Origin of the sequence: Actinomadura chokoriensis (assembly GCF_039529475.1) — a bacterium.
GTDB classification, from domain to species: Bacteria; Actinomycetota; Actinomycetes; order Streptosporangiales; family Streptosporangiaceae; genus Spirillospora; species Spirillospora bangladeshensis.
Genome location: NZ_BAAAMW010000011.1, coordinates 217,818 through 231,644, shown reverse-complemented (window position 1 = coordinate 231,644; position 13,827 = coordinate 217,818). Strand labels below are relative to the sequence as shown.

Annotated in this window: 12 protein-coding genes; 7 read left to right on the top strand and 5 right to left on the bottom strand. The window is 71.8% G+C overall.

Annotation, left to right across the window (positions count from 1 at the left end):
* The first annotated feature begins 1 nt into the window (after position 1).
* From ABFX46_RS24200 to ABFX46_RS24175, 6 genes are read left to right on the top strand one after another with little or no spacing between them, the layout of a single operon-like run.
* Positions 2-1,072: an MCE family protein gene (locus ABFX46_RS24200; RefSeq protein ID WP_346045423.1), complete on the top strand. Its 1,071-nt coding sequence runs from the start codon at positions 2-4 to the stop codon at positions 1,070-1,072.
* On the top strand, positions 1,063-2,094 hold the full coding sequence (locus tag ABFX46_RS24195; protein WP_346045421.1) for an MCE family protein: 1,032 nt from the start codon (positions 1,063-1,065) through the stop codon (positions 2,092-2,094). Before ABFX46_RS24200 ends, ABFX46_RS24195 begins: the two co-directional genes overlap by 10 nt.
* Complete coding sequence (locus ABFX46_RS24190; protein ID WP_346045419.1) at positions 2,091-3,161, top strand: MCE family protein; 1,071 nt, start codon at positions 2,091-2,093, stop codon at positions 3,159-3,161. Before ABFX46_RS24195 ends, ABFX46_RS24190 begins: the two co-directional genes overlap by 4 nt.
* Positions 3,158-4,162 (top strand): MCE family protein, encoded by a 1,005-nt coding sequence (locus ABFX46_RS24185; RefSeq protein WP_346045417.1) that lies wholly within the window; start codon positions 3,158-3,160, stop codon positions 4,160-4,162. Before ABFX46_RS24190 ends, ABFX46_RS24185 begins: the two co-directional genes overlap by 4 nt.
* Positions 4,159-5,451, top strand: a complete 1,293-nt coding sequence (locus ABFX46_RS24180; protein ID WP_346045415.1) for an MCE family protein — start codon at positions 4,159-4,161, stop codon at positions 5,449-5,451. Before ABFX46_RS24185 ends, ABFX46_RS24180 begins: the two co-directional genes overlap by 4 nt.
* Positions 5,452-5,465: 14 nt before the next feature.
* Positions 5,466-6,245, top strand: a complete 780-nt coding sequence (locus ABFX46_RS24175; RefSeq protein ID WP_346045413.1) for a hypothetical protein — start codon at positions 5,466-5,468, stop codon at positions 6,243-6,245.
* 69 nt (positions 6,246-6,314) lie between these two features.
* Here the strand turns inward: ABFX46_RS24175 and ABFX46_RS24170 are convergent, their stop codons facing one another.
* From ABFX46_RS24170 to ABFX46_RS24160, 3 genes are read right to left on the bottom strand one after another with little or no spacing between them, the layout of a single operon-like run.
* Complete coding sequence (locus ABFX46_RS24170) at positions 6,315-8,876, bottom strand: glycosyl hydrolase family 18 protein (RefSeq protein WP_346045411.1); 2,562 nt, start codon at positions 8,874-8,876, stop codon at positions 6,315-6,317.
* 5 nt (positions 8,877-8,881) lie between these two features.
* On the bottom strand, positions 8,882-9,493 hold the full coding sequence (locus ABFX46_RS24165) for a DUF305 domain-containing protein (RefSeq protein WP_346045410.1): 612 nt from the start codon (positions 9,491-9,493) through the stop codon (positions 8,882-8,884).
* 22 nt (positions 9,494-9,515) lie between these two features.
* The gene (locus tag ABFX46_RS24160; protein WP_346045408.1) at positions 9,516-10,403 is read right to left on the bottom strand and encodes a lytic polysaccharide monooxygenase auxiliary activity family 9 protein; all 888 of its coding nucleotides are present in this window, start codon (positions 10,401-10,403) and stop codon (positions 9,516-9,518) included.
* Between the two features lie 191 nt (positions 10,404-10,594).
* Here ABFX46_RS24160 and ABFX46_RS24155 point away from each other — a divergent pair, with 191 nt between their 5' ends.
* On the top strand, positions 10,595-11,794 hold the full coding sequence (locus ABFX46_RS24155) for an RNA-guided endonuclease InsQ/TnpB family protein (RefSeq protein ID WP_346045406.1): 1,200 nt from the start codon (positions 10,595-10,597) through the stop codon (positions 11,792-11,794).
* A 23-nt stretch (positions 11,795-11,817) separates the two neighbouring features.
* Here ABFX46_RS24155 and ABFX46_RS24150 read toward each other — a convergent pair whose 3' ends face one another.
* Complete coding sequence (locus ABFX46_RS24150; protein WP_346045404.1) at positions 11,818-12,156, bottom strand: hypothetical protein; 339 nt, start codon at positions 12,154-12,156, stop codon at positions 11,818-11,820.
* 10 nt (positions 12,157-12,166) lie between these two features.
* Positions 12,167-13,729, bottom strand: a complete 1,563-nt coding sequence (locus tag ABFX46_RS24145; RefSeq protein ID WP_346045402.1) for a chitinase — start codon at positions 13,727-13,729, stop codon at positions 12,167-12,169.
* Between the last annotated feature and the right edge of the window lie 98 nt (positions 13,730-13,827).

Here is a 13,827-nt window from a genome sequence, read left to right as displayed (position 1 = left end):
CATGGCCTCCACCCTTTCGCGCCGCGCCCGTATTGGGCTCGTCGTCCGGCTCGCGGCGTTCGTGACCGTCACCGGAGTCCTCACCGCGGTCATCGGGATGCAGATCGCCCGCGTGAACACCGCGGGCGGTTGGCACTTGACCGCCACGTTCGACGATGCCAGCGGCCTGATGAAGGGCGACGAGGTCAAGATCGCCGGGGCGCCGGTCGGGCAGGTCGACGAGGTGAAGGTCGTGGACGGCAAGGCCCGCGTCGGTCTCACCGTCCGCGAGTCGGTGCGGGTCCCGGCCGACAGCGAGGCCGCGATCCGCTGGCGCGACGCCATGGGCCGCCGCGTGGTCTACCTGCTGCCGGGCAAGAGTGCGGCCAGGATGCGGCCGGGCGCGCACATCGAGAAGACGCGCTCCGCGGTGGACGGCAGCGCCCTGCTCGACCAGCTCGGACCCCTCGTCCGCAGCCTGGACCCGAAGCAGGTCAACACGGTCCTCGTGTCGCTGTCCGAGGCGCTCGACGGGAACGCCCGCAACATCGACCGCCTGATCGCCGACATCGACACGCTGTCGGCGACGATCGCGAAGCGGCGCACGGTGCTGCGGCAGATGCTGGACGACTACGCCACCGTCACCGGCATCATCGCCCGCCGCGACAAGCAGATCGGCTCCGCCGTGGACGACCTGGTCAGCCTCGGCGAGGCGTTCAACGGCAACCGGAGGCTGATCGACGGCGCCCTCGTCCAGCTCGCGGCCCTGGCGCGGACCTCCGACGCGCTGCTCGCGGGCAACGAGCGCGAACTCGGCCGGGTCGTCGACAGGCTGTCGGTGTTCTCCTCCGGCGTGAACCGCAACAGCGGGACGCTCCTGAAGGTCCTGCGGTCGGTGACGCCGAAGCTCCGGCACATCTTCGCCGCCGTCGACAACGGCCAGTACGTGGAGGCGGCGGTGCCCTGCCTGTCGCTCGCCGCGCCGCCCTGCCCGTACCCGACCCGGCTGCCCGGCCCCCGCGAGGGCGCGAACAGCGTCGACACGCCCAAGGAACTGCAGAACCTCATGGTCGGGGGGACCGCATGGCGATGAGATCCTTCCGCGACCGCAACAGGATCGTGGTCGGGCTGGTGTCGGCGGGCACGCTCGTCGCGCTGGTCGTGTCGGTGTACCTGGTCGGGACGCGCGGGCTGTTCAAGGACCGCTACACCGTCACCGGCACGTTCGCCGCGACCGGCGGGCTCCGCTCCGGCGACGACGTGCGGGTCGCCGGCGTCCGGGTCGGCGAGGTCGGCGCCGTCCGGCCCGACCACCGGCACGGGTACGTGGTCATCACCTGGAAGGTGGACGGCGACGTCGACCTCGGCCCGAACACCCGCGCCGAGATCAAGGTCGCGAACGTGCTGGGCGGACGCTACCTGCGGCTGTCCGGCCCGGTCGCGACCCCGCACCTCGCCGACGTCCCCGAGGACAGGCGCCGCATCCCGCTGGACCGCACCCAGGTGCCGACGACGATCAACGACGTGCTGGACACCTCCACCCGGACGATCTCCAAGCTCGACACCCGGGCCATCAACACGATCGTGGCCGAGCTGAACGGGATCGGCGACGAGGACCGCGGCAGGCTCGGCCGCGCCCTCACCGACCTCGCGAGCCTCTCCGAGGCCGTCAACGACGCCGACCCGCAGATCAGGAGGCTGCTCGACAGCGGCGACCGCGTCCTCAAGCTCGCGCACGCCAAGGACGAGGAGCTGTCCCGGCTGCTCACCAACGTCCAGGCCATGCTGGACGAGCTGCGCCTGCGCCGCACCGAGCTGGCCGCGTTCCTCGGCAGCGGCGACCGGGCGGTGAAGAGCCTCACCGAGCTGATCGACGACCGGCAGGCGAAGCTGCTGACGCTCGTCGCCGACCTCCGCGGCACCCTCGGCACGCTCCGCCCCGCGACCGGCGACGTCAACGAGCTGCTCGCCTGGGCCGGGCCCACGCTGTCCGGCCTGTCGGGCACCGGCGGGCGGGGGCCGTGGCTGGAGGTCGTCGCGACCGGGCTCGGCCCGCTGTCCCCGAAGGACCTCGCCGACCTCGCCCGCATCGCACCGAAGGAGACCCGACGATGAGCCGCGCCGGAGAGGGCACGGCGAGGAGGCGCCGCGCGCGTCCGGTGGCGGCGGTCGCCGCGCTCGCGCTGACCGCCGCGCTCGGCGGCTGCGGCATCGCCTCCGAGCCGACCTACCCGATGACCGTGTACTTCGAGAAGGCGCCCTCGCTGTACGAGAAGTCGCAGGTGAAGGTGATGGGCGCCGACGCGGGCACGATCACGTCCATCAAGGACGAGAAGAACCGCGTCCGCGTCGACATCGAGGTGAGGCGGTCGATTCCCGTCCCGGCCGGGGTGCACGCGGCGGTCGACTCGTCCGACGCGCTCGGCGAGCGGTTCGTCAGCCTGCACCCGGTGTGGAGGCCGGGCATGCCGAAGGCGGGGCCCGGCACGGTCGTCCCGCAGGAGCGGACCGAGCTGCCGGTGGAGATCGACGACGCGCTCGCCGCGTTCGCCAAGCTCAACGGATCGATCGACGCGGGCGCGCTCGGCCCGGCGATCCACCGCGCCGCCGAGTCCGTGCGCGGGAGGGGCGGCGGCATCAACGACGCGCTGCACAACACGTCCGAGCTGACCGGCTCACTGGCCGCGCAGGACCAGAAGATCGCGTCGCTGGCGAAGGGACTGCACAGCCTCGCCGCCGACCTCAACGGCCGCGACCGGCAGCTGTCGGCGCTGCTGGACTCCTTCTCCAGTACCAGCCGGAGCCTCGCCGAGGAGCGCGCCCGGCTGCGCGACTTCGTGGCGGGGCTCGCGGCGGCGATCCGCAAGAGCGACGTGCTCATCACCGCCTACCGGGAGAAGCTGCCGGCCACGGTCGCGGACCTGTCCAACATCGTCCTCAGCCTCAAGGGCAACGTCGCCGGGCTCACCCAGGCCATCGACAGCCTCGGCCGGTTCGCCGACGTCGCCGTCCAGGCGTGGGACCGCCGCAACCACGTCGCCACCATCCGCATCGTCGTGCACGGCACCGTCCGCGCCTGGCTCCAGCCGCTGTTCACCGCGATGGGCTGGGGGACGATCCCGTGCCTCAAGGGCGAGCCCGCGCTCGCCGACTGCCAGCCACCGCCGGGAGGACGGGGATGAGAGCGTTCCTGACCTGCGTTCTGGTCGGCGTCCTGGCCGTCGCCGCGGGCGGCTGCTCGCTGCGGACGATCGGCGCGCCGCGCGGCGACGTCACCCTGAACGCCGCGTTCGACGACGTGCAGAGCCTCGTCGTCGGGCACAGCGTCCAGGTCGCCGACATCCGCGTCGGCACCGTCACCGGCATCGCGCTGGACGGCTACCGCGCCCGCGTCACCATGTCGCTGCGCGAGCGCGTCCCCACCGGGACGACGGCGGCGATCGCCAAGTCGTCGCTGCTCGGCGAGAACTACGTGCGGCTGGAGCCGCCCGCCGGGGCGAGGCTGGACACCGGCCCGTTCCTGGCGTCCGGCGCGACGATCGCGAACACGTCCGTGCAGCCGGACCTGGAGCAGATCAGCGAGAAGGTCGGCCCGCTGCTCGCCGCGCTCGGCGGGCAGGACATCGCCACCATCAGCGCCGAGTCCGCGACCGCGCTGGACGGCAAGGGCCACCGGCTCAACACGCTGATCGCGCGGGCCGCCGGCGTCGGCGACGAGTACGCCGCCGCCAGCGCCGACCTCGGCCGCGCCCTCGACTCCCTCGGGCGGCTCGGACGGTCGCTGGGCAAGGGCTCGAAGGAGATCGACCGGCTGCCCGGCAACGTGGAGCTCGCCACCCGGCGGCTCCAGGACGACCGGGACAACCTCAAGCGCACCATCCAGGCGCTGCTCAAGCTCGCCACCTCCGTCAACGCCAAGGTGCAGCGGCGGCACGCCGAGCGGCTCGGCGTCCTGCTGGAGCGGGCGGACGAACTGCTCGCCGCCGCGCTGCGCGGACGCGAGGAGCTGAAGGCGCTCGCCGGGACCGTGCTGGACTTCCTCAACGGGCCGTCGGTGTCGTCCGGCGGGCAGGCCCTCCTGTTCCTGTGGATCAAGGGGTTCCTGCCGCATCCCAACGCCGCCGCGGCCGGGGGTTCCGGCGAGCGGACCAACCTCCGAGGACTACTGGGGCCGCGCCCATGAGATATCCCCGCGTCGCCGTCAACCTCGTGTTCTTCGCCGTGCTCGGCGTCGTGCTCGCGGTCTGGGCCGTCCGCAGCGTGATCCACATCGAGGCGCTCGAACGGCCCTTCACCGTCACCGCGGACTTCGCGTCCTCGCCCGGCCTGCACGGCGACCTGGAGGTCACCCACCGGGGCGTCCGGGTCGGCGAGGTCGGCACGGTGAAGCTGCGCGGCGACCACGTCGCGGTCGGTCTCAACATCGACCGGGGAGCGCGGATCCCCGCCGGCGTGGGCGCGCGCGTGCTGCGCAAGTCGGCGATCGGCGAGCCGTACATCGAACTGACCCCGGCGGCGTCGCCGTCCACCGGGGCGGCGGTGCTGGAGGCGGGCGACCACATCCCGCTCGCCCGCACCGCCGGGACGACCGACTACAAGCAGCTGTTCGACGGCCTCAGCCGCACCCTCGACGCGGTCGACCCGCGCGACGCCCGGACGCTCGTCCACGAACTGGCCACCGGCCTCGCGGGGCGCGGCGACGACCTGCACGACATGATCTCCGACGCGCACCGGCTGACCGGCACCCTCGCCGCCGACGCCGGCACGCTGGACGCGCTGTCCCGCGAGCTCACCCGCCTCACCGCGACGCTCACCGCCCACCGCGGCGACATCGCCTCCGGCGTCGGCGACCTCGCGCTGCTCACCGCGTCGCTGCGGCAGTCGAACCGCGACCTCGACAGCGTCCTCGCGCAGGGCCCCGGCGCGATGAAGAACCTGCACGGGCTCCTCCAGGACGCGCGGCCCGGCCTGGACTGCCTGCTCACCGCCGCCTCGACGCCGACCGCGCCGCTGATGACGCCGGCCACCCAGAAGAAGATCGACCATGTGCTGCGGCTGGTCCCGACGCTGCAGGCGCTCGTCGCGGACGTCACCGCGACCGACGCGAGCGGCAAGTACCTGCGCGTGACGCCCGTCATCACGCTGACGGGCCCGGCCAAGGCGGCGACCGAGTACACGAGCCCGGTGGCGAAGCCGCAGGCCCCGAACCTCACCTACTGCCAGGCCAACGGCCCGGCGAACCAGCAGGCCGCGAAGGCCGCCGGCAAGGTCAAGCCCACGCCGGGCAGCGCCGCCGCCGACGACGAGCCCGCCGGCACGTCACCGGACGGCGCCCTGCGTCCGGTGAAGTCCGATGAGCACCGGCCGGAATCGAGCCGGCTGCCCCTCCTGCCACCCGTGCTCGGCGGCCTCATCGTCGCCGCCGCCGTCCTCAACACCCTCCGCGTCGCCCTGCGCCGCCGTTCCCGATAGCCCTTGGAGGACCCGTGAGCAAGATCGACACCCGCAAGGACGTCCCCGAGACCGAGACCCCGGCCGACGAGGACGCCGAGCCCCAGGACGCCCCGGAGCCCGAAGCCGCCGACGAACCCGACATCGAGGACGCGCCCGACGAGGACGAGTCGGAAGCGGCAGAGCACGCCGGGGACGAGCCCGCGGCGGCCGAGGCGAAGCCGAGCAAGGGACAGCGGGTGTGGCGGGGCGTGGTGGTGAAGGCGTGGCTGGTGCGGGCGACGGTCGCGGTGGCGGTCGTCGGGTCGGCCGTGACGGCGGGCCTCCAGTGGCACGCCGCAGACCAGGCCGCGCAGCGCGACCGGGAGCGGCAGGAAGTGCGGGCCGGCGCGGCCGAGTTCGGGCAGGCGCTGCTCAGCTACGACCACACCAAGCTGCAGGACGCCCGGCACCGCGTCCTCGCGCTGGCCACCGACGACTTCGCCAAGACCTACGACGAGGCGTTCACCGGCGGGCTCGAAGGCGTCATCACCAAGCTGAAGGCGGACGCGACGGCGGAGGTCAGGGCCGTGTACCTGGAGAAGATCGAAGAAGGGGCGGCGAAGGCCGTCGTCGTCATGGACTCCGAGGTGCACAGCACGGCCGGCACCCGCCGCGTCCTCGGCTCGTACCTCGACATGAAGCTCGTCCGGCGGGGCGGTGCGTGGAAGGTCACCGACGTGACGTCGGTCGGCGCGGCGAACGAGAGCATGACCGACCCGGACGGCAGGCAGCAGCCGGGCGCGGCCGTCCCGACCCCCGAGAAGACCCCCTGACCGGAGGAATGGAACAGGGCCGGCGCCGCGAGCGGGGCAGCGACGCCGGCCCTGGGATCGGGGACGGGATCAGCTCAGGCCGTCATCGAGGGCCTTCGTGAGGACGCCCGGGTCGCCGGACATCTCCCAGATCATGGCGCCGAGCAGGTTCTTGCTCCGCAGCCATTCGGTCTTCTTCTGGATGGACCAGGCGTCGTCGAAACTCCACCACTGGCCGTTGTCGCCCGTGTAGCAGGACGTCGCGACGGCCTGCTCGTCATGGACGATCTTGCAGTTCGGCAGGCTGGAGATCAGGTTGCTGTAGCCGCGCGTCCCGGCCTCCTCCTGGAACTGCCCGGGGGCGGCGCCGTTCGCGGACTGCCATTCGCCGCCCTTGCCGCCGTCCGCCACGTTCTGCCAGCCGCGCCCGTAGTAGGCGAGGCCGATCGTCAGCTTGCGCGGGTTGACGCCCGCGTCGAGATACGGCTGGACGGCGTTCTCGACGCTGAAGTGGAACGAGTACGGGTCGTCGGCGTCGGTGTAGAGGTTGCCCTGGTGGCCCGTCCGGTTGGGCTCCCAGGAGTTGTCGCTGCCCGCGCCGTGGAAGTCGTAGCCCTGGATGTTGAAGATGTCCATGGACTTGGCGACCTGCGCCAGCTCCCAGCCGGCCTCGATCTTCGCCGGGTCGGCGGGGGTGAACGCCGACAGCAGGTAGCGCTCGCCGGTCGAGGTCGTCAGGGCGTCCAGCTGGCGGCGGAACTCCTCGATGAGCAGCGTGTTGTTGTGCTTGTCGTCCGGGCTGACGTGGTTGCCGGGGTGCCCCTCGGCGCCCGGCCACTCCCAGTCGAGGTCGATGCCGTCGAAGATGCCGGCGGCCGTGCCCGGCCCGCCCGCGCCGTTGTAGTCGGGCAGGTTGCCCTTGATGTAGGTGTCGATGCAGGACGCGACGAACTTCTTGCGGGACGCGTCGGTCTTGGCGACGTCGGAGAAGTACTTGGAGTACGTCCAGCCGCCGATGGAGATCAGCACCTTGAGCTTCGGGTACTTGGCCTTCAGCTTCTTCAGCTGGTTGAAGTTGCCGCGCAGCTTCTCCCAGCCGGTGTCGGCGACGCCGTCCACCGACTGCGCGGCGCTGAACGGGCGCCCGTAGTCGGCCTCGGCGTCGCCCGCGCCGTCGCCCTGGCTCGGGTCCTGCGGGTCGGACGTGGTGCCCTTGGTCACGCCCTGCAGGCAGGTGAGGTTGGTCGGGTCGATGTTCGCGAACGCGTAGTTGATGTGGGTCAGGCGCGCGGCGTTGCCGGTCGTGTCGAGGTTCTTCACGAAGTACTGGCGGCCGTAGATGCCCCACTGGACGAAGTAGCCGACGCGGGCGTAACCGTTCGCGACCACGTCGTCCGTCGTCACCTTGACGGCCGCGCTCGCCGCCGACATGTTGTCGTACAGGTCGCGGGCGCGGACGGTGAACGTGTACTCGGTGGACGGTGAAAGGCCCGCGACGGTCGCGGTCGTGCCGGTCACCGTCGTGGCGGCCTTCCCGTCCACCAGCACGTCGTAGTTCGCGACGCCGGTGTTGTCGGACGAGGCGGTCCACGCGAGCTTCACGCTGCCCGAGTCCTTACCGGTGCTGTGCAGCCCGGACGGGACGGACGGCGCCTGCGTGTCATCGGCGGGGTTGTTCGTCTTCACCGTGACGGGTGCGCTGGCAGGGGAGAGGTTGCCCTTCCGGTCGCGTGCCTTCACGGTGAACGTGTACTCGGTGTTGGGCGTGAGGCCGGTGACGGTGGCGTTCGTCTCCGGGACGGTCGTCGCGAGGGCCGAGCCGTTGTAGACCTCGTACGCGGTGATCGGCAGGCTGCCCGCCTTGGCCGCGTCCCAGGCCAGCGACACGGTCTTGGTCGTCTTCACCGTCGTCTTCAGCCCGGCGGGCGCGCTCGGCGGGACGTCCGCGGACCCGTCGCAGTTGGCGTCGTTGACCCGGCAGCTCGTCGGCTCCGCGCCCGAGCGGCTGACGGTGAACGTCGGGCTGTAGGGGTCGGTGGTCCGTCCGGCCGCGATCGTCGCGTTGTAGTAGGCCGGGCTGAGGGTGACGGTCGTGCCGCTCTGGCTGATCGACCCGTTGGAGGCGTTGCTCGCGGTCACGCCCGCCAGCAGGTCGAACACGATCGTCCAGTTGGCGATCGCCGCGGAGGTGTGGTTGGCGACCACGAACGTCGCCTGGCTGCCGCTGACGGTGTAGTCGGCGGTGACGCCGGTGAGCGTGGGCGGCGGTGCGCCGGTCCCGTCGCAGTTCGCGCCGTTCAGCGTGCAGCTCGTCGGCTGGACGGCGGAGCTGAGCGTGAACGTCGGGCTGTACGGCTCGGTGCTGCCGCCTGCCTTGACCGTATCGATGTAGAACGCCGGGGTGAGCGTCACCGTCGTGCCGTTCTGCGACAGCGCGGCGTTCTGCGGGTTGCTCGCGGTGACGCCGGCCGGGAGCTCGAACTTCAGCTTCCAGCCGCTGACGGCGGACGTCCCGGGGTTGCTGACCACGTACTTACCGGTCGTTCCGGACAGGCTGAAGGCCGCCGTCAGCCGGTCGGCCGCCTGCGCGGGCGCGACGGCCAGCGCCGCGACGACCACAAAGGAAAGGAGGAATCCGACTAATCTGCGCATACTCGCTACCTATTTCTGAGGGGAGTGTTCCGGGGCGGGGAGTCGAGGAGCGCCAGCATCTGGTCGATCTCGGCGGAACGGGACTTCTCGACGCGTTGCGCGAGCTGCCGCGTCCACGCGTCCTCGCCCTTGCCGATCTCCAGCCGGGCGAACTGGACGGCGTCGTCCTGATGGGCGATGAGCAGGTTGAGGAACGCGCGCTCGAACCGGTCGGGCGGCGTCTTGGCCAGTGCGTTCAGTTCGGCGTCGGTCGTCTGCGGCATCCCGCCGTGCGCGGCGTGCGCGCCCGGGTCCGCCCGCAGGGGCCGGTGCCAGCCGCGCAGCCGCGTCTGCATCTGCCGCGCCTCGGCGATCTCGGTCGCCTCGATCGCCGCGGCGAGCGTCCGCACCTCGGGACGGACGGGATGCCGCTTCGCGAGCCGGACCAGCGCCACGCCCTGCTCCTGATGCGGAAGCATCATCTGCAGGAACATCACGTCGGTGCCGTTGAACCCGCCTCCGCCGCGCGGCGTCGCCGGTGCGGAGCCGTCGGCCGAGGACCCGCCGACGGCCCCGCACTGCACGGCCAGCAGCAGCCCGCACGCCGCGAGCAGCACCAGCGCCGCGTACGTCGACATGCTGCGCCTCATGGTGCCCCGATCAGGCCGGCTGCCAGAGGGCGGGCGTGTTCGGGGGCTCCCAGCCGGCGATCGCCGTGTGCGCCTGGAGGCACCGGTAGGTCGCACCGTTGTAGGTGACCCGGTCGCCGGCGGCGTAGGCCGTCCCCGCCTGCCAGGTGTCGCTCGGCTGCTCGGTGGGGGTCGGAGTCGGCGTGGGAGTCTCGGTCGGGGTGGGGGTCGGCGTCGGGGTGTTGGTCGGGGTTGGGGTCGGTGTCGGGGTCGGGGTGTTGGAGCCGCCGAAGTCGACGTCCGAGCAGGTGTAGAACGCCTCCTCGCTGCCCACGACGCGCTGCCAGATCGAGTACAGGATGTGGCGGCCCGTCCGGGGCGGGATGGTGAGCGTCCACTTGGTGAACGTCGTCGGGTACTGGTGGGTGAACGACGCCAGCGGGACGAGGTCGGCCCAGCGCAGCGGCTGCGTCGGGTCCCAGCCCTCGCGGGTGATGTAGAACTCGAAGTTGCTGTTGGAGTGCGGCGCGGTCGCGTGGTAGGTGATCGTCCGCTGGCCGGGCTCCATGTGCGTGGCGGGCCAGTCGGCGCGCTGCAGGTCGAGGCCCCGGTACTTGGCGCGTCCGGCGCTGCACAGCTGGCCGTCCGGGATGAGCTCGCGGTGCCGTCCGCCGGCGTTCAGCAGCGACACCTCGTTCCAGTCGTAGAACGCCTGGGTGCCGCTGGCCGCGACCGCCGCCTTGCAGGCGTCCGACTGCGGGGCCTCCGGGTCCTCCAGGAAGCAGGTGTAGACGCGGCTCGGCGGGTCCGACATCGTGCCGTGCGCGCTGGCGGCGGTCGCGGTGCCGAGCACGACCAGCGCGGACGCGGCCGGGACCGCGAGCGCCACCGCGGCGGCCTTCGAGCGGATGGATCTCATGTGCTTCTTCCTCCGGTGGGGGTGGGGGTACCGGGACGGGTTAGGGGAGGCCGTTCAGGAAGGGCTCGTGGCTGTTCGCGGAAATGCCCGCAGTGTGGAAACCCGGTCCTTCGGGACGGGGTGGGCACGTGGAGCGGTTCGGCATGATGGCTCTCCGTGCCATGTCGGTGGCGGTCGGTATGTTGCGGGGTGTGTCTCGGTACCGGCTGCGCCCGACCCCTGCCCAGGAGGCGCTGCTCTTGGAGCATTGCGGGCATGCCCGGTTCGTGTGGAATCTGGCTGTGGAGCAGCAGGGGTGGTGGCGTCCGGGACGGGGCCCGGCGCCGGGGTACGTCGCCCAGTCCCGGCAGTTGACCGAGGCCCGCGCCGCGTTCGGGTGGCTGGCGGCCGGTTCGCAGACGGTGCAGCAGCAGGCGCTCAAGGATTTCGCGCAGGCGATGGCGAACTTCTTCGCGGGCACGCACCGCCGCCCCACCTGGCGCAAGGCCGGTCTGCACGAGGGGTTCCGGATCGTCGGAGCCCGGGGCCGGGCGTGGGAGGTGCGGCGGCTGTCGCGCCGCACCGGTGAGGTACGGGTACCGAAAGTGGGGTGGGTGCGGTTTCGCTGGTCCCAGCCCGTCCCGCCGGAGGTGAGGTCGTTCCGGGTGACGCGTGACCGCGCCGGACGCTGGCATGTCGCATTCGCCGCCGTCCCCGACCCCGTCCTCGCGCCCGGCAACGGTGCGGCGGTCGGAGTGGACCGGGGCGTGGCGGTGTCGGCCGCGCTGTCCACCGGCCAGACCTTCACCGTGCCGGGGTTGACGCCGGGTGAGGCCGAGCGGCTGGAACGGCTGCTGCGCCGCCTGGCCCGCGCAAAGCGGGGGTCGAACCGCCGCGCCCGCGTCAAGGCCGCCATCGCCCGGCTCAAGGCGCGTGAGGCAGACCGCCGCAAGGACTGGGTGGAGAAGACCTCGACGAGCCTGGCGCGCCGTTTCGATGTGATCGCGGTTGAGGACCTCAACATCGCGGGGATGACCCGGTCGGCGCGCGGCACTCTGGACGTCCCCGGTACGGGCGTCCGTGCCAAAGCCGGGCTCAACCGGGCCATTCTCGCCAACGGGTGGGGTCGGCTCGTCATCCGGCTGGAGCACAAGGCGCCCGGACGCGTGGTCCGGGTAGACCCGCGTTATACATCGCAGACCTGCAACGCCTGCGGGCACCGCGCACCCGGCAACCGCGAGAGCCAAGCGGTGTTCCGGTGTGTGGCCTGCGGGCATCGGGCCAACGCCGACGTCAACGCCGCACGCAACATCCGAGACACCGCCGTGGGACGCACGGTGGCCGCGCGGGGAGGCGGGGCGGTGGCCCGGCCGGTGAACCGCGAACCTCAACCTGCTCTCCTACCTACCTAGGGACGGGTTGGAATCCTTCGCTTTCATGCGGAGGAGGACGTCAAGAACTCCCAGCCGTGGTAGAAGGTCATCAGGCCGCGCAGATCTGGGGATGTGCCGCCGACGAGCGTGTAGGCGGTGCTGGGCAGCACCGACACGGTCTGCGTGCACTGCCCGGTGCTGCCCGCCGTGACACCGCCCGCGAGGGCGTGGCTTCCAGTCCTCGCAGGGCTGTCCACGACCGAGCCGCCGTCGCACGCCCACGGGCTCAGCGACCCGCTCTCGAACCCGGCGTTGGCCAGGATGTTCGCCGCCTGCGCCGGGGCGGTGACCCCGACCAGCATCCCGGCGACCAGCGCCGCCAGGACCCAGATCTTCCTCATCTCCGGCCTCCTACGGCAGCGTGTCGAGGTGCGGGCCGACGGTGCTCGCGAAGGCTCCGCCGTTGGTGACGTCCCAGTTGATGGACCAGGTCATCGCGCCGCGGATGTCGGGATACGTGCGGGACGGCTTGAACGTCCCGCACCCGGTGCCCTTCGCGAGGCAGTCGAGCGCGTTGTTGACCGCCGACGGCGCCACCACGCCGCCGCCCGCCGCTCCGGGACCGGCCGGCAGGCCCAGCGCCACCTGGTCGGGACGCAGCCCGCCCTCCAGCTGGATGCAGGCCAGCGCGGTCATGAAGTCGACCGTCCCCTGCCCGTACACCTTCTGGTCGCAGCCGAGCATCGCGCCCGAGTTGTAGTACTGCATGTGGACGACGGTGAGGATGTCCTTGATCTTCAGCGCGAGCTGGAAGTAGGACCCGCCGGTCGACTGCATGTCGAGCGTCTGCGGCGCCATTGTGATGATCAGGTCGGCGCCCGCCTTGGCGCGGAGCGCGCGCAGCGCCTGCTCCATGTAGGTCGGGTTGAGGCCGTTCTCGAGGTCGATGTCGACGCCGTCGAACCCGTACTGGGTCATCAGCCCGTAGACGGAGTTCGCGAAGAGCTGCGCGGACGTGCCGTCCGCCACCCGGATGGCGCCCTTCTCGCCGCCGACCGACAGGATGACCTTCTTGCCCTTGGCGTGCAGGGCGGCGATGTCCGACGTGAACTGGGCGTCGGTGTAGCCGCCGAGCGCGGTCGACAGTTCGGGGTCGACCCGGAACGTGACCTCGCCGGACCTGGCCGTCGACTCGCCGAACGCCACCGCGATGAGGTCGTACTCGTCCGGCACCTGGGAGAGCTTGAGCTCCTGGGCCGGGTTCACGAAGTCGTGCCAGTAGCCGGTCAGGAAGTGCCGGGGGAGCGGCCCGGTCGCGCATCCGCTGGTCGTCGCGGTGGCGGGGCCGCTGGCGGCCGACTCGCCCTCGGTGTCGTACGCCTTGACCGTGTAGGTGTGCGTCTCGCACCTCGAGAGCCCGCCGATGGTGGCCGTGGTGCCGGTGACGGTCGCCTTGACGGCCGAGCCCTCGTAGACGCGGTATCCGATCGGCGTCCCGGTGGCGGCCTCCCACGTGAGCGTCAGCGAGGTGTCGGTGCGTCCGGTGACGGCCGGCGTGCCGGGCGTCCCGAGCCCGCCCGGATCGGTGGGCCCGCCGGCGCAGGGCTCACCGTTGAACGTGCAGTTCTGCGGGCTTCCGGGACCGTTCCCGAGGAACCCGAACGTGACCGAGCCGCCCGCCGGGATGGCGGCGTTGTAACCGCGGTCGGTGAACGTGTGGTGCTGGCCGTCCTTGGTGAGCAGGGCGTCCCAGTAGGACCCGACGGACGTGCCGGCCGGAAGGTCGAACTCGACCCGCCAGCCGTTGATCGCGGCGCCGGTGCCGTTGGCGAGCGTGAACCGCCCCTCCCACCCCGAGCCCCAGTCGGACGGCTTGGTGAACGTCGCGGACGCACCGGCGGCATGCGCGGTGGCGGGCACGAGGAGGGCGAGCAGAAGGACGGCGAGGACACTGAGAACAGAGCGGGGGCGCAAGGGCTGACTCCCTCGGTTCGACGCTGGCGGATTCCCCCGAACCCCGATCGACCGCTATTTGATAGGAAGGTTTCCTATCTATTTGAGAGCAAGGTAAC